General features: G+C 60.2%; 18 protein-coding genes and 1 tRNA gene. 7 read left to right on the forward strand and 12 right to left on the reverse strand.

Annotated features, from left to right (window positions below):
- Positions 1–133 precede the first annotated feature (133 nt).
- Positions 134–814, reverse strand: a complete 681-nt coding sequence (locus ACSFC5_RS07490) for a metal-dependent transcriptional regulator (protein ID WP_440764595.1) — start codon at positions 812–814, stop codon at positions 134–136.
- An 86-nt stretch (positions 815–900) separates the two neighbouring features.
- On the opposite strand from ACSFC5_RS07490, the gene rocF reads away from it, so the two are divergent.
- A complete protein-coding gene (rocF, locus tag ACSFC5_RS07495) occupies positions 901–1,821 on the forward strand; it encodes an arginase (protein ID WP_440764596.1) in 921 nt (306 codons plus the stop codon).
- 117 nt (positions 1,822–1,938) lie between these two features.
- Positions 1,939–3,093: an NAD(P)/FAD-dependent oxidoreductase gene (locus ACSFC5_RS07500; RefSeq protein ID WP_440764597.1), complete on the forward strand. Its 1,155-nt coding sequence runs from the start codon at positions 1,939–1,941 to the stop codon at positions 3,091–3,093.
- Between the two features lie 139 nt (positions 3,094–3,232).
- Here the strand turns inward: ACSFC5_RS07500 and ACSFC5_RS07505 are convergent, their stop codons facing one another.
- Complete coding sequence (locus tag ACSFC5_RS07505; RefSeq protein ID WP_440764598.1) at positions 3,233–3,889, reverse strand: helix-turn-helix domain-containing protein; 657 nt, start codon at positions 3,887–3,889, stop codon at positions 3,233–3,235.
- A gap of 82 nt (positions 3,890–3,971) precedes the next feature.
- On the opposite strand from ACSFC5_RS07505, the gene ACSFC5_RS07510 reads away from it, so the two are divergent.
- Entirely contained in the window at positions 3,972–5,429 is a 1,458-nt protein-coding gene (locus tag ACSFC5_RS07510) for a cytochrome P450 (protein ID WP_440764599.1), read from the forward strand.
- Between the two features lie 77 nt (positions 5,430–5,506).
- Here the strand turns inward: ACSFC5_RS07510 and ACSFC5_RS07515 are convergent, their stop codons facing one another.
- Positions 5,507–6,058, reverse strand: coding sequence for an acyltransferase (locus ACSFC5_RS07515; RefSeq protein WP_440764600.1), 552 nt, complete (start codon positions 6,056–6,058; stop codon positions 5,507–5,509).
- A 306-nt stretch (positions 6,059–6,364) separates the two neighbouring features.
- Here ACSFC5_RS07515 and ACSFC5_RS07520 point away from each other — a divergent pair, with 306 nt between their 5' ends.
- Positions 6,365–6,706 (forward strand): DUF7344 domain-containing protein, encoded by a 342-nt coding sequence (locus tag ACSFC5_RS07520; RefSeq protein WP_440764601.1) that lies wholly within the window; start codon positions 6,365–6,367, stop codon positions 6,704–6,706.
- A 7-nt stretch (positions 6,707–6,713) separates the two neighbouring features.
- On the opposite strand, the gene ACSFC5_RS07525 is transcribed toward ACSFC5_RS07520, so the two are convergent.
- From ACSFC5_RS07525 to ACSFC5_RS07535, 3 genes are all read right to left on the reverse strand, one after another.
- On the reverse strand, positions 6,714–7,529 hold the full coding sequence (locus ACSFC5_RS07525; protein ID WP_440764602.1) for an Nmad3 family putative nucleotide modification protein: 816 nt from the start codon (positions 7,527–7,529) through the stop codon (positions 6,714–6,716).
- Between the two features lie 146 nt (positions 7,530–7,675).
- Positions 7,676–7,930, reverse strand: coding sequence for a hypothetical protein (locus ACSFC5_RS07530; RefSeq protein ID WP_440764603.1), 255 nt, complete (start codon positions 7,928–7,930; stop codon positions 7,676–7,678).
- The gene (locus tag ACSFC5_RS07535) at positions 7,930–8,394 is read right to left on the reverse strand and encodes a type IV pilin domain-containing protein (protein ID WP_440764604.1); all 465 of its coding nucleotides are present in this window, start codon (positions 8,392–8,394) and stop codon (positions 7,930–7,932) included. The genes ACSFC5_RS07530 and ACSFC5_RS07535 overlap by 1 nt, the downstream gene beginning before the upstream one ends.
- 195 nt (positions 8,395–8,589) lie before the next feature.
- Between ACSFC5_RS07535 and ACSFC5_RS07540 the strand changes: the two genes are divergently transcribed.
- Positions 8,590–8,787: a DUF8066 domain-containing protein gene (locus tag ACSFC5_RS07540; RefSeq protein ID WP_440764605.1), complete on the forward strand. Its 198-nt coding sequence runs from the start codon at positions 8,590–8,592 to the stop codon at positions 8,785–8,787.
- Between the two features lie 649 nt (positions 8,788–9,436).
- Here ACSFC5_RS07540 and ACSFC5_RS07545 read toward each other — a convergent pair.
- The 5 genes from ACSFC5_RS07545 to ACSFC5_RS07565 all read right to left on the reverse strand — a co-directional run bounded on the left by ACSFC5_RS07545 (position 9,437) and on the right by ACSFC5_RS07565 (position 12,858).
- Positions 9,437–9,865 (reverse strand): hypothetical protein, encoded by a 429-nt coding sequence (locus tag ACSFC5_RS07545; RefSeq protein ID WP_440764606.1) that lies wholly within the window; start codon positions 9,863–9,865, stop codon positions 9,437–9,439.
- A gap of 252 nt (positions 9,866–10,117) precedes the next feature.
- A tRNA-Pro gene (locus ACSFC5_RS07550) sits at positions 10,118–10,188 on the reverse strand.
- A 99-nt stretch (positions 10,189–10,287) separates the two neighbouring features.
- Positions 10,288–11,208, reverse strand: a complete 921-nt coding sequence (locus ACSFC5_RS07555; protein ID WP_440764607.1) for an RNA-guided pseudouridylation complex pseudouridine synthase subunit Cbf5 — start codon at positions 11,206–11,208, stop codon at positions 10,288–10,290.
- 3 nt (positions 11,209–11,211) lie between these two features.
- The gene (gene cmk / locus ACSFC5_RS07560; protein WP_440764608.1) at positions 11,212–11,787 is read right to left on the reverse strand and encodes a (d)CMP kinase; all 576 of its coding nucleotides are present in this window, start codon (positions 11,785–11,787) and stop codon (positions 11,212–11,214) included.
- 126 nt (positions 11,788–11,913) lie between these two features.
- The gene (locus tag ACSFC5_RS07565; RefSeq protein WP_440764609.1) at positions 11,914–12,858 is read right to left on the reverse strand and encodes a DUF106 domain-containing protein; all 945 of its coding nucleotides are present in this window, start codon (positions 12,856–12,858) and stop codon (positions 11,914–11,916) included.
- Between the two features lie 189 nt (positions 12,859–13,047).
- Between ACSFC5_RS07565 and ACSFC5_RS07570 the strand changes: the two genes are divergently transcribed.
- Positions 13,048–15,663 carry a vWA domain-containing protein gene (locus ACSFC5_RS07570; protein ID WP_440764610.1) on the forward strand — a complete coding sequence of 872 codons (2,616 nt, stop codon included), beginning with the start codon at positions 13,048–13,050 and terminating at the stop codon, positions 15,661–15,663.
- A gap of 192 nt (positions 15,664–15,855) precedes the next feature.
- The gene (locus ACSFC5_RS07575; RefSeq protein ID WP_440764611.1) at positions 15,856–17,382 is read left to right on the forward strand and encodes a DUF7289 family protein; all 1,527 of its coding nucleotides are present in this window, start codon (positions 15,856–15,858) and stop codon (positions 17,380–17,382) included.
- Positions 17,383–17,388: 6 nt separating this feature from the next.
- On the opposite strand, the gene ACSFC5_RS07580 is transcribed toward ACSFC5_RS07575, so the two are convergent.
- Complete coding sequence (locus tag ACSFC5_RS07580; protein ID WP_440764612.1) at positions 17,389–18,024, reverse strand: adenylate kinase; 636 nt, start codon at positions 18,022–18,024, stop codon at positions 17,389–17,391.
- Positions 18,025–18,069 lie beyond the last annotated feature (45 nt).

Genomic DNA, 18,069 nt, shown 5'->3' on the forward strand with positions numbered 1-18,069 from the left:
AACACACGCTCGAGTCGTCATTACACCTCGATTAGGGGCGTCTAAACTTATACCTTTTCCACGCACTATCCATTAGATTGAATCTAAATGAACATCTCGATCAGTTTCCTGTACGAATATGGACCGTTCCGTGTTATTGTTCAATCTCCGCCCCTCGAGCCACGCGAACGTGGTGGGCGACGGTATCGGGGAGCGAGACCGACTCGTCGTGCTCGCTCGAGCGCGCCGTGATCATCCCGAACGGTGCGACCTCGACGATCTCGAGTTCGACCCCGGGTTCGACGCCGTGGTCGGCGAGGTAGGAGAGGACGTCCGCGTCACGGTCGGCGACCTCCTCGACGACGACGATGTCGCCCTCTTCGAACTCGGTGACGGATTTGCCGTCGGGACGCTCCGGCGGCTCGAGGTCGGCGCTGGGGATCGGCGAGCCGTGGGGGTCGACCGTCGGCTGGCCTAAGGCGTCCGCCACGCGGGCCTCGAAATCCTCGCTAATGTGGTGTTCGAGCCGGTCGGCCTCTTCGTGGACCTCCGCCCAGTCGTAGTCTAAGTGTTCGGTGAGGTAGGCCTCGAGCAGTCGGTGGTGGCGGACGACCTCGAGGGCGACGGTCTCGCCCTCGTCGGTCAGCGTGACGCCGCGATACTTCTCGCGGTCGACGAAGCCCCGTTCCTCGAGTTTATCGAGCATGCTCGTGACGGTCGGCGACGTGACGTCTAGCTCTTCGGCGATGGCCGACGTCTTGATCCGCTCGTCGGTCTCGCGCTGGAGCTGATAGATCGCCTTGAGGTAGTCTTCCATCACGTCGCTCAGCATCATTCTATCAGAGATTTAGCCCCGTCTAACCCTAAATCTGTCGCCGTCTCGATCGTTACCATCAAATCGCCCCGTCGTAAACTGGACGTATGGGCACGACTGTCAGAATCATCGGTGCGCCGATGGACTACGGCGCGGATCGTCGCGGAGTCGACATGGGACCGTCCGCCATTCGGTACGCGGGACTGTCCGAAAGACTCGAGCGCGCGGGTGTCGATCCGGTCGACGCCGGGGACCTCGATATCCCGCGGGCCGAAGAACGGGATCCGGACGCCGGCGGCCCGAATCGAGGGAACGCCAAATTCCTCCAGGAGGTCGAAGATATCTGTACGCGGCTGGGAGACCAGGTCGCAGAGACGCTCGCCAACGGCGAGTTTCCGCTCGTCCTCGGCGGCGACCACTCGGTCGCCATCGGGTCGATGCACGGCGCCGCTCGAGACGCCGACCTCGGCGCGATCTGGTTCGACGCCCACGCGGACCTGAACACGCCCGAAACCTCGCCGAGCGGCAACGTCCACGGGATGCCCCTCGCCGCGACGCTCGGCCACGGCGCGTTCGCGGAGATGGAGTGGGCCACTGCGCCGCGCGTCCGAGAGGAGTCGATCGCGTACGTCGGGCTCCGGAGCATCGACGAGCGTGAACGCGAACTCGTCCGGGAGAGCGAGATGACGGCGTTTACGATGGCCGACATCGACGAACGCGGCATGACGGCCGTCGTCGAGGACGCACTCGACGTCGCAACCGCCGGCACCGACGGCGTCCACGTCAGCCTCGACCTCGACTGGCTCGACCCCAAAGCGGCTCCCGGCGTCGGGACGCCCGTCCGCGGCGGCGTCACCTATCGGGAAGCCCACGCCGCACTCGAGACCGTCTCCGAACGCCACGACAGCGAGGGAATCCTGCGATCGATGGACGTCGTCGAAGTGAATCCGATCCTCGACGAGGGGAACGAAACGGCGACGCTTGGGGCCGAACTGACCGCGAGCGCGTTCGGAAACCGAATTCTCTGAGCTCGAAACCTGTCAGGTGTCCGAGTTTCTGAGAATCGAATACTGTGGGGTGAGAACACAACACAACTCGATACGTGTTCCAACACCTTTGTATCGTAGTGTATCAGACTGTCGAATATGACTGAGAACGTCGTCGTGCTCGGCGCGGGCTATGCCGGTGCTGGTGCGATCAACAAGCTCCAATCGGAGCTCGGGGGCAACGCGCGGCTAACGTGGATCGCAGACGTCGACTATCATCTCGTTTTGCACGAATCCCACCGCGTGATTCGCGACCCGAACGTTCGCTCGGACATCACGTTCCCGGTCGAAGATATCGCCGACCCATCGACCCGGTTCATCCAGGACGAAGTCACCGGCCTCGATGTCGACGAACAGGTCGTCGAACTCGCCGATAGCGACGACGTCGACTACGACTACGTCCTCGTCGGCCTCGGGAGCCAGACCGCCTACTACGGCATCCCCGGTCTCGAGGACCACTCACTGACGCTGAAGAGCCTCGACGACGCCCTGGAGATCCACGAGGCCGTCAAGGACGCCAGCCAGGCCGCAACCCGTGGCGAACCCGCACAGGTCGTCATCGGCGGTGCCGGTCTCTCGGGCATCCAGACCGCCGGCGAGATCGCCGAGTTCCGCGACAACCACCGCGCGCCGATCGAAATCCACCTCGTCGAGGCGCTCGAGGAGATTTTCCCCGGTAACGATCCGGAAGTCCAGCAGGCGCTGCGCGACCTGCTCGAGGAGGCCGGCGTCCGGATCCACACGGACGACCCGATCACCGAAGCCAAGGCGGACGTCATCGAGTTCGACGAAGGCGAACCGCTCGAGCACGACGTGCTCGTCTGGACCGGCGGCATCACGGGCCGCGACGCGATGGACGGCGTCGACCTCGAGAACGAACACAACCGCGTCAACACGGAAGCGAACTTCCAGACCTCCGACGAGCGCGTCTTCGCCATCGGCGACTCGGCGATCATCGACCAGGGCGACCAGCCCGCACCGCCAACTGCACAGGCCGCCTGGCAGGCCGCCGAGGTCGCCGGCGAGAACATCTCGCGCGCCATCGAGAACCGCCCGCTCAAGACCTGGGAGTACAACGACAAAGGGACCGTCGTCTCCGTCGGCGAGAAAGCGGTCGCCCACGACGTACAGATGCTCCCCGTCGACACCTTCGGCGGCTTCCCCGCGAAGAACCTGAAAAAGATGATCGCCGCCCGCTGGATCGCGGACATCACCTCCTGGAACGTCGCCCGCAAGTCCTGGTCGTCGCTGTAGTCCGGCCACACCCCAGTTCCGAGCGCTCGAGTCGGTCTTTTTGCAGTGCTAGTGAGATTCGTTACGTCGATATTCACAGTGTCGGTGGGATTCGTTGCGTCGATAGCGTCCACACGTACAGCAGGATACGCGCGACGTCTTAGAACCGCCCGTCGAGATAGCTCCGTGCGAGCGTCGCCTCCGCTTTCCGCAGGTGGTCGCCGGCCGTACTCGTCGCGATTTCCAACTCGTCCGCGACGTCGCGTACGGTCCCTTCACGCGGGATTTCGTAGTAGCCGACTCGCTCGGCAGCCGCCAGTGTTTCCCGCTGTCGTTCGGTCAGTCCGACACGACCGCCGGTCGGCCCCATCGCAGTCACGGCCTCGAGTTCGACGCCGAATTCGTCGGGAAGTTCGTCTACGACGGTATCGACATCGGCGGCGGTTCCCAACACCTGTATCGTGAGTCGACCGCCGGGGAGGAACGTGATCGGCGGTACGGCGACGAGATTCGTCGCCGTGAACGCGTCGTACAGCTCTCGATCGCTCTCCGTGGGCGTATCCCTGACGTAGAGGTACAGTTCGTCGGCCCGACCGTCTACCAGTTCGTACTCGCGGATCGACGCCGTCTCTCGGAGCGCCCGCTCGTACACGTCGCGGTCGGCGAGCACGCGAAACACCAGCGCAATGTGGTCCCCGCTCGTCACGTTCCACTCGAGTAGCTCGCTCCGGTGAACCGCCTCCCGGTCGTCGATCAATCGATGCATCGGATGTTGGGCCCACTCCGGCATCCGGATCGCGACGGAAAACGATCGCATACCGATACCGACGGGGGCAGCTTATAAATAGCCGGATGTATCCGTGATAACGACCAGAGTATCGGGCCACCGATCCGCTACTATGAGCGAGGAGACACGCGCTCCAGAGACGACTAGCACCGGTAGCGACGCGGTGTCCACCGACGACGATCGCGGCGATCCCACCGATACTGGCGGCGACCGACTGGATCGTCCGAAACCGCTGCCCGTAATCGGCAACCTCCACCAGATAACCGGCGATCCGCTCGGGTTCTTCGACGCGGCACGCGGACACGACCTGCTGCCCTACCGGATGTTCACCGACCGGTGCTACGTCGTCGCCCATCCCGAAGGGGTCCAGACCGTTCTCGTCGACGACGATGACGCGTATTGCAAGGGGGAAATGATGCAACGACGGGTCGGGAGCCTCCTCGGCGACGGGGTTTTCCTCGCCGAAGGCGGCGACTGGCAACACCAGCGGTCGACGATGCAGCCCGCGTTCTACCGCGAGCGGATCTCCGGCTACGCAGACGCGATGATCGAGCGGTCCGCGAGGACGGCCAACGGCTGGACGGACGGCGAAATCGTCGACGTCGCCGATGCGGCGAGCGAACTCACCCTCGCGGTTCTGGCGGACACCCTGCTCGGAATCGATCCCGGGTCGGATCGGGACGTCGTCGCTCGCGCGGCCGACGCCATCGCCGCGAGATACGACTCCCGGCGCGTCGGCGCGTTCCTTCCGGAGTGGATCCCCTCGCCGACCAACCGTCGCTACCGCCGCGCGCTAACGGACCTCCGACGGACTATCGACCGAATCATCGACGACCGACGAACCGCTCTCGAGGGAGGGCGCTATTCCGGAACGGATCTCCTGTCGATGCTCATCGCCGCCACCGCTGACGGCGGGATGGACGACCGGACGCTTCGGGACAACGTCGTTACGTTCCTGTTCGCCGGCCACGAAACGACGGCACTCGGCCTGACCTACGCGCTCCATTCGCTCGCGACCGAGCCCGACGAACAGGCGACCGTTCGAGACGCGATCGCGGAGTTCGGCGACCCCGCGACCGATCCGGACGGCGCGGCTGCACCCGACGCGCTTCCGGCCGTCGACCGCGTCGTCGACGAGACGCTTCGGCTCTATCCGCCGGTACACGTGTTCTTCCGCGAGCCCGCTCGTTCGGTCGACCTGCTGGGCACTCGAGTCCCGGCCGGAACCGTCCTCGCACTGTCGCCGTGGACGTGCCACCGAGACCCGCGCTGGTGGGACGATTCCGAGTCGTTCCGCCCGGATCGCTGGACGAAATCGATGGGAGAAGGAAGAGACCGGGGGCCGGCATCGGAGTCGTCCCGTCCGGAGTACGCGTACTTCCCGTTCGGCGGCGGCCGGCGCCACTGTATCGGGATGCGCTTTGCGCTGCTGGAACTCCGAGTTACTCTCGCGGTGTTGCTCTCTCGGTACCGGTTCAGTCCGGTTACCGAGACGCTGTCCTTCGCTCCGAGCGCGACGCTCCAGCCCGACGGGCCGGTTCGGCTGCGAGTCGACGCCGACCGATCCTGACCGGGTTGACCCGTCCGGTTCGTGCCCAGCGAGTCGGTGCTTTTCCCGTGACGCGACGGGCGAGGTCGCGCCCCGCCTCAGTCGCTAGTGTCGCCGTCGTTGCGCTCTCCAGCGGCGTCGGCGGCCGACGATCCCATCGGCTCGGCGGGAACGCCCGCAACCGTCGTCCCCGGCGGCACGTCCCTCGTGACGAGCGAGTTCGCCGCGACGCGCGCATCCGCACCGATGTCGACCCCCGGGAGAACGATGGCGCCGGCGCCGATCATCGCCCGTTCGCCGATCCGGACCTCACCCGTCCGATACTCGTTCTGCAGGAACTCGTGACAGAGGATGGTCGCGTCGTAGCCCACGATCGCTTCGGCTTCGACGGTGATCAGTTCGGGCCAGAAGACGTCCGGCGTGGCCTCGAGCCCCCAGGAGACGCCCGGCCCGACGGTGACGCCGAGCCGTCGGAGGAGCCAACGTTTGAGTCGCAGACTCGGGGAAATCCGCACGAGCCAGACGACGACGTACGAGATCGCGACTCGAAGCGGACTACGAGCGCGGGTCCAGTCGGCGAGCGAGTTCCCCGGTCCCGGCGTTGGATGGCGCCGGACGCGGTCGTGGCGGGACGGCGTCTCGTCGGTCACTAACTGAAGGTATGACCTATCACTACATGAAACCGACCGATCGTCGTCAGGGCCTCGCCAAACCTGACACCGGTTCCGGTCCAGACTGTCGGGAGTTCGGAATCAGGGTGCGATCGATGTCGATTCATTGCAGTCATCTCCCCGCGTTTCGTTTCGGAACCCCGTTGCACAATCCATTACGGGAAACGCGATAATAGTAATAAACAATCGCCGTTCGTTAACTGTTCTTTGCCCGGACAGTATAGTTGGGGGCCCAACCAGTTAGGGCCAACCGTTGTTTCGCATGGCATCATTGTGTCGGACGTAATGTCGCTTCAACGAGATACCCTCGAGCGCGAGACGGTGTATTCGCTCCTCGCCAACCGAGTCCGTGGGTATTTACTCAGGTATCTATCGATCACCGATCGGACGACGGTGTCGGAAGCCGCCCAGCGGATCGCCGACTGGCAGCGCGAGACGACGGCAACGACGTTCGAATCGGATCGGACGGCCGTCCTCGTCCAGTTGGTCCACAACCACTTGCCGCGGCTCAGTCAGTACGATGTCGTCGAGTACGACCGCACGACCGAAGAGATTACCCCCAGCTCGAACTTCGAGGCGGTAGCGCCGTATGTCTCGGATCTCGAGATCTCGATCGATCACCAGTGACGCGCTATCAGGCGGGTTCGACCGCCGCGTCGCCGGCAGTTCGCTCGCCGGGGACGCCGACGAGTTGCCGGAACGCATCCCCGGAGATTCCACAGCGATAGGCCGGTTTGTACATCATGTTCTCGCCACCAGCACGGACGTCGAACGCGCTCGCGACCGATTCTCGAAGATAGTACTGCGCCCGTTCGTTCCCCGACTTGACGTAGTAGTCCGACAGCCGAATTGGGTGGCGCTCGAAGCGGCCGCCGGGTTCGCAGCCGTCGATCAGTACGACCGGTTTCTCGAGGTAGCACTCGCCGTCGCGAGCGCGTTTGGTGTGGGCGTTGTCCGGGTGTGCCGCGAGGATCGATTCACGTTCGTCCCGGGGCATCTCGGGGGTGACGACATCGACCCGGTCGACCGTGAAGAAACCGATCAGGTAGCGATGAGCGCGGTCGCCGTCGGGTCGGCGCAGGCCGGCGTAGAAGCCAACGACGTCGCCCGGTTCGAGCGCGCGTAGCCTCGAGACGTAGCCGCTGGTGCGGTGTTCGCCGTAGGTCAGCGCCTCGAAATTGGGATCGCGGTGGAACGGCCAGGACTCGAGTTCGTCGCCGGTGACGGTCCGGTCGGCGTCGCCGATCGGCTGGGGCGTGATCCGGGTTGTGAGGTCCGCCGCAGTCTCGTCGCTCGTGCGGAGCTTCCACGAGCCGAGCGTGGCGGTCTCGTCCGTTTCGCAGGTCTTCTCGGGGATCGGGACATACTCGAAGCGGCCGTCGTCGTACAGCGGCGCGAGCGCGCCCAGATTCGTGCTGTCCGCTCCGACTCCCGCGAGAACCACCGTCATTAGTCCTCCGTGGGGATGGCTGGGACGTAAACCCGACGATCGGCGGAGCGAGGACGGGGCGCGAGAATCCACGGAGACAGTGAGCGTGAGCTTTCGACGCCGCAGGCACCGTCCTCGAATCGGTCGGCTGCCGGCTACGACGAACATTACCGGGTCGACGATCGAGCCGAGTAAAACAGGGGGACGAGCAAGACGAGGAAGAGACAGCCCATCACAGCGATCCCGATCCAGATCGTCGACAGCCACGCTTCGGGAACCACGCCGGCCAACTCGAGCACCCAGAGGAGACTGTAGCCGCCGACGACAACGAGCGAGCAGACGTAGAGCCGGAGTCCCCAGCCGACGACGTGGTAGAGGGTGGTCTTCGTCACCTGCGGCGGGACCAACTCGAGCCCGAACATCAGAGCGTCACCGTTCGGTCGAAGACGCGCGTCTCTGCATCGCCGTCGGTAGCGACGGCGACGATTCGAACGTCGACATCGCGTGGCGTCGTCGAATCGACGGCTTTGCGGACCGTCGCGGTGTCGCCGACCGCGTCTACGTGGACGGTCCGCTCTGCGGTCCCGTTCGGGGTCCCATCGGCAATCGTCGGCGTGCCGTCGGTCGTCATCGCCGTAATTTCGACACGTTCTGCGCTGGTCATCGACGTTACCTCGAGGGTGACGAACCCATCGGTCGCGTCCTGAACTACCGTGCTCGTCTCGACCGCTGCTTTCGGTTCGGCCTCGTCCTCGAGGTCACTCTCGACGCCGATGAGGACCGTCCCCACGGCGGCCGAACAGAGCACCGCTACCCCGACGAGTAGCAGTCCGGCGACGACGGGATTGACGGCGCGGTCGGTCGGTGACTCGAGCGAGAGACGCATCGGTTTCGATACCTGTTGTGAGTCATGGCAGTACGTGCGCTTGAATCTATTTGCCGCGGACGGGACGGGAGGGCTCGAGGGTCACACACGTGTCGTTCACCGTGCAACGGCCCCATCGTGAGTAGCCAGCCGCGTCACCAAGTAGCTCTCCGGAGAAGAGAACGGATCATGACAGCTAGACAGATATATTATCGTATGCCGTCCAACCCTGAGATTCGAACCGAGCATCTGGACGCCAATATCATCACCAGTATCGCCGCTGTGGTCGGCATTTTCAGCGCGCTCGTCGCCGGCGATCTGGTGACCGGCGCGTCGCTGGCGATTCTTTCGGCGCTGCTCTGTTTCGTCTATCGGCTGGTGCTCGCCGTCGAACACCTCGCGTACGGTTCCTGACCGCGATCTATCGTCTCGAGACCCGGTGTGGATGCGCAGATGCGTCGCTCGAGACTCGTTGATCGCCCTCGACAGAGCCTCACATCTCCCCGTCTGTCCAACTGTTGGATCTGCGCGCGAGCGAGAGATCGGTCTCGAGTGCTGCCATCCGTGAACTCATCGAGAAGGGACGCTCTCGTGATCAATTTCCTCTCGCCGTGACTGCCCGCCGTCGGTCTCGAACTCGTGGACGGCTCGATTCAGCGGGTTCGAATCGGTAGTCGAACCGGAACGCCGCTGATAATTCGTCGTTCGACCCGGCAGCTGATTGGCGGTTCTTCGTTGGAATAGTACCGTAGGCTGATTGGTAATCGCTGTTAACGGAATCTCCGCCAACGGTCCGAATTTCTTCCTCCTCGAGCGAACAGCGAGCATCCGTACCGGATGTTTGACGACTGGATGGTCTTGGCGGTTCGACCCTCAAAGTCAACGACTCTCTTTTTGCGGATCTGATTTCGTTTCGTCTCGAATGCTCTCGAGTACCGCTGGTGGTTCTATCGTGTCCGAAAAAATATACCATTTCTAATATATCTATGCTTCATGAGCACCGACAAGAAGTCCATCCCGGTTTTGATCCCGGAAGGGCTGGTCGACGAACTCGACGAACTCGTCAAGGAAGGAACGTTCGGTTCACGATCCGATGCGCTGCGATATGGCGCACGGCTGGTTGCACGCGAAGCACAACAGAAACGACTGCACGAACGAACGTCGAGAACTGCCGAACAGGATATCGAGGATCGGCTGGAGAGAACGCGTGTACGTTGATACCGACGTCGTTCTCGCCGTTCTGAAGGCAGATGATTGGCTCAGTTCGGCCGTTGATCTCGAGAATATTCCCGACCCCAAAACGTCCGTCGCGACCTCTATCGAGGTGCAGTACGCGATGCAGGACGAATGGGATCGAGAGCGTCGGCCAATGGTTCACGAACAGTTCGCAGACGAGGCCATTCAGCTCGTTTCTCTGCCTTTCGAGCACGTCGACGCCGACTCGACGTTGCAGCGAGCGTACGAACGGCTGAATCTGTTCGATGCCGTTCACTCGGTGTTGCTACGGTTCTCGGCGAGACGATTGTTTCGACTGATACGCCGTACCCGTCGATCCAGGAAATCGAACACATCGACCCGCGCGACCTCGAGTAATGCCCGTCGTAGCAGCGTAGCTGGACTATCGCTCGAATTGGAGTGATTAGGAGTGACCGTCAGCGATCCCTCTCTTGCGTTTGCGTCGTGAAAAGTGGAATTACGATCGCAGCGAAGCCGCTTCCTGTCCCCAGTTTTCCGATGTGAAAAGTGGGACCGCCGAGAATTGAACTCGGGTCCTACGGACCCCATCCGCAGAGGATACCACTACCCCACGGTCCCGCATCTTGGTGGAGGTCGGTCTGCTGTTTAAGCGTGTCGTTTCGGGTCGACTGCCGGTCCGAAAACAGCTCCAGTGGCTACACTCGAGCGAGACTCGACTCAGACCAGCACGCGCTCGAGCGACACCACAATCCCACGATCCGCATCGGCATCGCCGACGAACTCACCGAGACACACCGCGGCCTCGTTCGGCGTGTAACACGCGACGAGGTCACCCTCCGTGACACCAGCATCAATCTCGAGCACGCCCGGTGCGTAGACGGGAGCCCCGTTGGCCACCTCTCGAGCCGCATTCTCCGCGATCGTAATCGACGGGAGATCCTCGAGAATCCGTTCGGCCGGATCGACCACCTCGAAGAGGGGGTCGGGATCGTCGTCCTCGACCCAGAAGGCGAGCGCGTCCAGGAAGTCGGACGTGCTGTGGAGGTCGCTGTCGTCGAACGGAGTCGTCGCCGAGCGACGTAAGTGGCCCATGTGGCCGCCCGTCCCGAGCGCGAGGCCCAGATCGTGACAGAGCTTGCGGACGTAGGTCCCGCTCTCGCAGCGAATCCGCAGGAGGACCTGTCGATCGTCGGTCTCGAGCACCTCGAGATCGTATATCTCGCGGACGCGCAGGCGTCGCGACACCGCGCTCTTGCGCGGCGGCTTCTGGTAGATGGGGCCCTCGAACTCCGCGACGACCGACTCGACGTCGGCGGGCACCGGTGCGTGACACTCGAGGACGGCGATGTACTCCTTCGATCCCTCGAGGAAGACCTGTGCCAGTCGGGTCGCCTCACCGAGCATGAGGGGGAGACAGCCGGTCACCTTGGGATCGAGGGTTCCGGCGTGAGCGGCTTGCTCGACCGTCGCGTCGGCGCCGTGTTCGGCGAGCGTCTCGGCGACGGAGTCGCGCAACCAGCCGCTCACCTGGTGTGAGGAAGGGCCGGGTGGCTTGTCGAGGTTGACGACGCCGAACGTGAGCAGTGCTACGGGCGAGCGGTCGTCGGGCGGGCCGCGGAGACGAGGACGATCAGCCATGGATCAGAACTCGTACTCGATCGGGATCGGTGCCTGCCCCTCGTCGCCTGCGGCCTCGTACTCCCCGACGGCGGTGACGAGCATGTCGAGTACTGCGTCGGGCTCCCAGCGAGCCGTGTTCACCGAGAGATCGTAGATCGTCAGATCTTGGATGTCGATGCCGTAATACTCTTGATAGCGCTTCGCCTCGCTGGCTTCGCGCGCCTGCGTCTCCTCCGTCGCGCGGGCGGGGTCTTTCTCTTCACGCTCGGCGATGCGCTCTCCTCGCACCCGTGCCGGTGCGTCAAGCCAGAATCGGAAGTCGGCTTGCTCGCCGGCCAACCAGCCCGCGAGTCGCGACTCCAGCACCAGATCGTCCTCCTCGACGGCGATTTCGCGGAGCCGGCGATCCAGATCGCGGTCGATCTGGGCGTTCTCCTCGGCGAGTTTGTTGAACTCGAGCGGCGTGTAGCCGCGTTCGTCGGCCAGTTCTCGGAAGATGTCGCCGCCGCTGACGTGATCGAGATCGAACGCGTCGGCGAGCAACTCCGCGGTCGTGCTCTTTCCGCTCCCTGGCGGGCCGGAGACGGTGAGTAACATAGTCGAACTGCGCGGTGACTGGTCAAATGGGTTTTGAATCGCTCGACGGAGCACGAACGTATCGCCGACCGAGGAGTCACCGAACAGACGCAGAGCCGAACTGTCGAAATCTTCGTCTCGAGGGGTTCAAGCCCCGGACGGCGTCATATCGATGTTCAGTGCTTTGCGCAACAGCTGCGTAAAGCCCATCGAGCACAGGAAGTACCAGACGATCCAGGCCGGCATCGGGCCGAGCAGCCCGGAGTTCCAGCCCGTCTCGCCGACCAGCGGCATGACGACGGTGCTGTCGATACCCACGCTCTGGATCTTCCAGTACATCCAGAGGAACAGTGGAATGGTAAAGAGCATGATCCAGACCATCGGCCGCAACTGCTCTTTGAACATCCCGAGGTTCTCCGCCATTGCCTCCATCTGTTCCTCGCGGACTTTCTCGAGTTCGTCGTCGAGACGCTCGATTTCGGCTTCGCTGGCGCCGCGCTCTTCGGCTTCTTGCTTGCGCTCGCGGGCGTCTTTCTGCTTCTGCTGCATGGCCTTCATCCGCTCCTGGTACTTCCCCATAATTTCGGGGTTCATGAGGTTCGCCTGCAGAAGCGTCGAATACAGACCAGTCAGCAGCGCCACAGAGAGAATAACCGCGTAAAACGGTAGTGCAGCGTCGAGCGGGCCGAGTGCCGCGTTGAGCGCTTCACCGACCGTATTTCGGACGGACTCGATCCAGTAGCCGAACATCAACAGGAGCGAGCCTACGCCAGCCAGTTTGTCCCACTGTGACCACGACGATTCTTCGGCGTCGATATCGACGTCGGTGTCGTAGCTATCGACATCGCCGTCGCCGTCGAGCGCCTGATCGTAGGCCTCGCGATCGGTGATCGCGAACCCTTCGTCGCCGTCGACTAATACACCTTTTTCGATCAGTCGGCCCCATTGTCCGCTCGTAAGCTCCCCGCGGACGTCGGCCCACTCGACCTCGCCCCCGTTTCGATCGGCCGCCTCGCGAATGGCCTTGAGGGCGTCCGTCATCGAAGAATCCTCGCGGACGAGGTCGTTGATCTTCTCCGCTGTACGCGTCATCTGTGTAGGGCTAGGGTACGTTCGGTATACAAGTGTTTATCTTCGTTTGTAGTGGCCGGGTGCCAGTTAATAAAGACATCACACTTAACGATTAGGTGTGACCAATTAATTCATATATTCTTTGATTGGCAATCTATATATGATTAATACCATGGTTTTATATTGGCCTGACAATATCAGAGTCAGTAAATGAGGGTGGATCCGAAGCGGAGATCCGATAATAGGGTCGCTGATCGTGGCATTAGCCCATTGGTGGGGCTCATCATATTGATTGGGCTCATCGTGCTTGGAAGCGTCCTGATCATCTCAATTGGAATGGACGCGAATAAAGACATAGAAGGCCAAATCTCAGGTGAGCAGGGCAAACAAACGATGGTGAATTTTGATAAGGACCTCACAACTTATTTGCTAAACACTGATGCGAGTGGTTCTCTGTATCTCCCAGAGACTGGACAAAGTGAATTGATTGATGGGGGGAATGTCGCAGTCACCATTTCGAACGGGTTCGAGACTGAAGAACTCGATGAAATTTCGATGGGAACCCTTAGATATGAAGACACTACTGGCAATGAGTTCGGGTATCAGGCTGGTGGGGTCTGGCGCGTCGAAGAACACGGAACGACGATGATTTCGAGTCCCGATATCCGGTACTATACCGAAATGAATGATGGCGAAGAAGTCGGTCGACTTGATCTGTCGATAGCGGACTTTGCGGGGAACGCCGGTCAAGGTGAACACACGGTTCAATACGAGGATTCAGACTCGGTTGATCTTGAAGGAGCAATGGAAGAGGTTGGATTCGTTCGTCACGTTGAAATAACGATCAGTGACACACCCTACCACGATGGCTGGTATGAGTTCCTGCAATCGGAGTTCGACGCCAGAGACGAAGGTGACGACTGTCCCAACCAACCAACCACAAACGTCATCTGCCAACCGGCTGACGACACCGTAACGGTTGTCGCAACGATCGACGGAAACAATTCGTTTGCGACGCAGATCGGTATTCGGCCGACGATTTACGGTGGCCTGTACGCCGATAGTATTACCGATCAGTACGACAGCGAACTGAACGTATCGGGCTACGACGATCACGATGCGACGGCGAACGTCTCCGAAGATCTCTTCGTCGTCAATAACGACTTCGAACTGGATGATGATGCCGATATCGAAGGTGTTCCCGTCGTCAACGGAACGATAGACGCGAGCGGAACGCCGGCGATTTCGCCGATCGGGTACGCTTCAGCTCTCGAGGAAGGGACAGCACCCGGACATTACGAGTATATCAACACGACGGAAGACGGGTCGACAGCCGTCTTCTGGTTGACCGATCAAGAGAAGACGCTCGTGGCAAATATGTCACGCCCCGCCGAAGAGATCCAGCCGATCACTGACAAACTCGAGAATAGAGCACTCACGTATCTTGCAGACGATGGTGAGTCGATCACCGGTAACTCCCTCGATGCTGGACTATACTACGGAAATACCCTGAACGTCGACACGATCGACACCTCGGAAGGGGACGTACACATCGGTATCGACGGCTCGAATCCCGTCCAACTTTCCGATATCGATGTGACTGGAGGCAATCAGACGTACGTCTACACCAATACGACCGCCGGGGTAACGGTCGAGGACATAACCGTTCCCGACGAGAATACAGGGGACTTCTGGCTGTACGGAACGGAAGATGCACAAATCACGGTCGAAGACAAGTATGAGGGTGTGATTTACGCACCCGGCAGCGACCTCACGATAGAAGACGACGCGGAACTCACCGGAGCAGTTGTCGGTGGGGAGACGACCCTGCAAGGGGATGCACGAATCAACTTTGACCGGACGTTACGAACTGACGCGGCGATTCCTCCGGAGAACAGGAATATTTCGGTCGAAGAAGCGAGAACGAGGGATCCGCTCGATGTCACGTTCGTTCTTGATCGCTCTGGTTCGATGGGAGGACCAGGTGTAGTTATGGGTGGCGATTGGCAGTCTGTACCAGTTTCAACGTATTCCACAGCTACAGTTGATCCAGAAGCGGATCATTCTATTGAAACCCGCTCATGTAGCATTTTTGGAGGATGTGATAGTCCAACAGTAGTTGATCCAGGGGAATCGTTCTCTATGGGTGGCTGGTTCTCTACAACTGAGGTCAGAGTTAAAGACGGTTCTAGTGGTGATAGTGTGATAGTTGGATCAGAGAGTGGTAACGATCCATGGGGGCTCCGTGCTGATGCGACAAGGAACTTCATCGATTTGATGAGCGTATCGAACGACGATCACGCTGGCGTATTTGAGTTTGATAACGGAGGCTACGAACTGCATCCGTTGAGCGATAATCTTGAATCTGTTCGGGAAAACGTATCGGTCACAGCAGATGGATCCACAGACATTTCAGCAGGGATTGATCTCGCACTTGACGAGTACAGTGGTACGGATCCAAGCGATAGAGAACGAGTCATGATCCTGTTGAGTGACGGTTCCAACACGATTGACGGTGCAGATACTCGAACGGAAAACCAGGCCATTCGTGCGGACAATCTCGGCGTCACCATCTATGCAATTGGGCTTGGCGAGGACGACCTGAACGAAGAGTTACTCGAAACGATTGCCGACGAGACCGGGGGAGATAACATTACGATCGACAACGCTGACGAACTCGAGGACATTTTCGAAGGAATCGCTGACGACGTGATCGAAGAGGAAGCGAACCTCACGCTCGATATTATGATGGATCCGCAAGTCGACGGCTCTTCGAGTGATTACGTGATTAATATCGACGAGCACAAAGTGAACCTCGATAGCTAAAATTCGCGGAAATAGTCATACTTCTGTCTCGGTGTTGTTGAAAGACGACGAGCACCCACGGTCGGCTAACTTATTGACCTACACGATTTCACTGCTACTCGCTAGTAAAAACACGTATGAACGAATCTGAACTGTTTTTGGAACGTTTGATCGAACAACTCTATTGATATACTGATTCTCAATATATTCGATATGATCGCACCGCGGGGAGAGAACGTATCGATTTCGGCGGGCCGAGGACAATCAACGGTGCTGGGGATCGTCCTCTTAATTGGAATGGTTGCGGCCGGCAGTGTCGGCATTCTTCTCGTTGCTGGCGATTCGATCTCCGATATCGAACACGAGTCCGAGCAGGACCGGATCGAACAAGCCTTCGTCGAACTCAGCCAGAAAATGGGCGAATCGTCGACGAACGACGATGTCACCCAATCGATGGATCTCGAAGCCGGAGAACAGGGTGCCGTGGCACGTCAAAACACGGGCTGGATCAACGTTTCGTCGGATGGACTGAACGAGCCGATCAACGAGACGATCGGAACTATCGAGTACGAAAGCGACGACGGAACCAAAATTGCCTACGAGGCCGGCGGCGTATTTCGAGAAACGGGTGAGGAGACACGTGTCGTCTCCGCGCCACCGATCAACTACGATGTCGGGAGTGAGACACTCTCACTCCCGGTAGTCACCGTCAGCGGTGAACAAACGCTCCACTCGGGGGACATTAAGTTCAAACACCAGAACACGACGACGTACGCAGATGCAAACGTTGTCGAAGACGCTGACGTGACAGTCACGATCAAAAGCGAGTATTACCGGGGCTGGCAACGGTTCTTCGAACAGGAAGCCGGTGACACGGTAACTGACAACGTCGATCCTGATAACCAGACAGTGACCGTCAAACTCGGCTATCAAGAGATGGAAAATGCGTTCGACACGGGTGTTACACACCCACCTGACGGGCTTGATGACTTCTGTACTGGGTCACCCCACGATCCGGACTGTGTTATCGGTGACAATGCACAAGAGGGGCTCATGCAGCCGATTGATCCCGTTGTCAACGATATGATCGCGGATGCGAAATCTGGGGAGATGGAAGTTGAAAATCTCTCTGGCGAGGAAGCACACGACGGCGAAGATCAGTTATCCGCAGGGACGTACTTCACGGAGTCTATCGAGGAATCCGGTCACTTCGAGTTCGATCTATCGGACGGAAATGCGACGCTCATTGTCGAGGACGATATCCTTGCCGACGGAAAGACGATCACGGTAGACGACTGGGACGACGACCATCACCTCCGAGTGTACGCCGGCGGGGATCTGATTATGGATGGTGGTGGCGACATTTGTGTACAGTCGTGTACGCGTGAAAGTGCCAAATTGATTCAGGTTTACGGAACCTCCGAGATGGGAGTAGACTTCGGAACAGGCGGGTCACCGCAGTTCGAGGGAGTCCTTTACGCAGCCAGCGATAAAGACAGCTGGGGAGAACGCGCTGGCCAATGCGACACCGATGTCCAGGTATGTATCCAGTCAAACCCGGAAATTTTCGGGTCGATCGTCGCCGGTTCAGTTGATGTCCATTCGAATGCAATGGACTTCACGTACGATACGGATCTTCAGGATGCGGATATCGATATGTACCCTGATGAATATTCACTCCCACCTCGACTGACATACCTCAACGTCGCTCATCACGAAGTAGATATTAAAAACAACTAACGGTCGTTACGCTGCGTCTTCGATCGTTGCCTTCACGTCCTGCCAAACCTCGTCGGGTGCCTGCTCGCCGTTGACTCGCTCGAGCGACCCCTCATCCTCGTAAAACTCGATAACCGGCTCGGTGTTCTCTCGGAACACGCGAAGCCGTTCCTTGACGGTCTCCTCGGTGTCGTCGTCGCGCTGCTCGAGTCGGGCCTCCACGTCGGGGTCCTCCGGCGGGTTGTACTCGATGTGGTAGATATCACCAGTTTCGGGATCCATCCGGCGACCGGTGAGCCGGTGGACGAGTTCGTCCTCGCCAACGTCGAGGTAGAGGACGACGTCCAGATCGGTCATCCCTTCGAGTTCTTCGGCCTGCTCGATGTTTCGCGGGTAGCCGTCGAGGACGAAGCCCTCGGCCTGGGAGAGGGCTTCGTCGACGATGGCGTTGACCACGTCGTCGGGGACGAGTTCGCCCTGGTCCATATACTCGCGTGGCGTGTCGTACTCGGTGTCCATATCGGAGATATCCATGTCCTTGTTCGCTCGGAGCGCGTCGCCGGTGGTGATGTGATCGACGTCGAACTCCTCGGTGATCTTTGCACTTTGGGTCCCCTTGCCTGCCCCGGGCGCCCCCAGGATCAGAATTCGTGGCTGTGCCATACGCCCTCGTTCACCGGCGTCACATAAAGGCTTAAAGAAACGCGC

The sequence above is a fragment of the Natronorubrum marinum genome (genome assembly GCF_052040125.1).
Taxonomy (GTDB): Archaea; Halobacteriota; Halobacteria; order Halobacteriales; family Natrialbaceae; genus Natronorubrum.

Coding starts and splice junctions, on each gene's coding strand:
- ACSFC5_RS07535 (WP_440764604.1), bottom strand. CDS start 8,394: ATGCGTCTCTCGCTCGAGTCACCGACCGACCGCGCCGTCAATCCCGTC.
- ACSFC5_RS07525 (WP_440764602.1), bottom strand. CDS start 7,529: ATGACGGTGGTTCTCGCGGGAGTCGGAGCGGACAGCACGAATCTGGGC.
- ACSFC5_RS07500 (WP_440764597.1), top strand. CDS start 1,939: ATGACTGAGAACGTCGTCGTGCTCGGCGCGGGCTATGCCGGTGCTGGT.
- ACSFC5_RS07580 (WP_440764612.1), bottom strand. CDS start 18,024: ATGGCACAGCCACGAATTCTGATCCTGGGGGCGCCCGGGGCAGGCAAG.
- ACSFC5_RS07510 (WP_440764599.1), top strand. CDS start 3,972: ATGAGCGAGGAGACACGCGCTCCAGAGACGACTAGCACCGGTAGCGAC.
- ACSFC5_RS07575 (WP_440764611.1), top strand. CDS start 15,856: ATGATCGCACCGCGGGGAGAGAACGTATCGATTTCGGCGGGCCGAGGA.
- rocF (WP_440764596.1), top strand. CDS start 901: ATGGGCACGACTGTCAGAATCATCGGTGCGCCGATGGACTACGGCGCG.
- ACSFC5_RS07570 (WP_440764610.1), top strand. CDS start 13,048: ATGAGGGTGGATCCGAAGCGGAGATCCGATAATAGGGTCGCTGATCGT.
- cmk (WP_440764608.1), bottom strand. CDS start 11,787: ATGTTACTCACCGTCTCCGGCCCGCCAGGGAGCGGAAAGAGCACGACC.
- ACSFC5_RS07505 (WP_440764598.1), bottom strand. CDS start 3,889: ATGCGATCGTTTTCCGTCGCGATCCGGATGCCGGAGTGGGCCCAACAT.
- ACSFC5_RS07490 (WP_440764595.1), bottom strand. CDS start 814: ATGATGCTGAGCGACGTGATGGAAGACTACCTCAAGGCGATCTATCAG.
- ACSFC5_RS07520 (WP_440764601.1), top strand. CDS start 6,365: ATGTCGCTTCAACGAGATACCCTCGAGCGCGAGACGGTGTATTCGCTC.
- ACSFC5_RS07540 (WP_440764605.1), top strand. CDS start 8,590: ATGCCGTCCAACCCTGAGATTCGAACCGAGCATCTGGACGCCAATATC.
- ACSFC5_RS07530 (WP_440764603.1), bottom strand. CDS start 7,930: ATGTTCGGGCTCGAGTTGGTCCCGCCGCAGGTGACGAAGACCACCCTC.
- ACSFC5_RS07565 (WP_440764609.1), bottom strand. CDS start 12,858: ATGACGCGTACAGCGGAGAAGATCAACGACCTCGTCCGCGAGGATTCT.
- ACSFC5_RS07555 (WP_440764607.1), bottom strand. CDS start 11,208: ATGGCTGATCGTCCTCGTCTCCGCGGCCCGCCCGACGACCGCTCGCCC.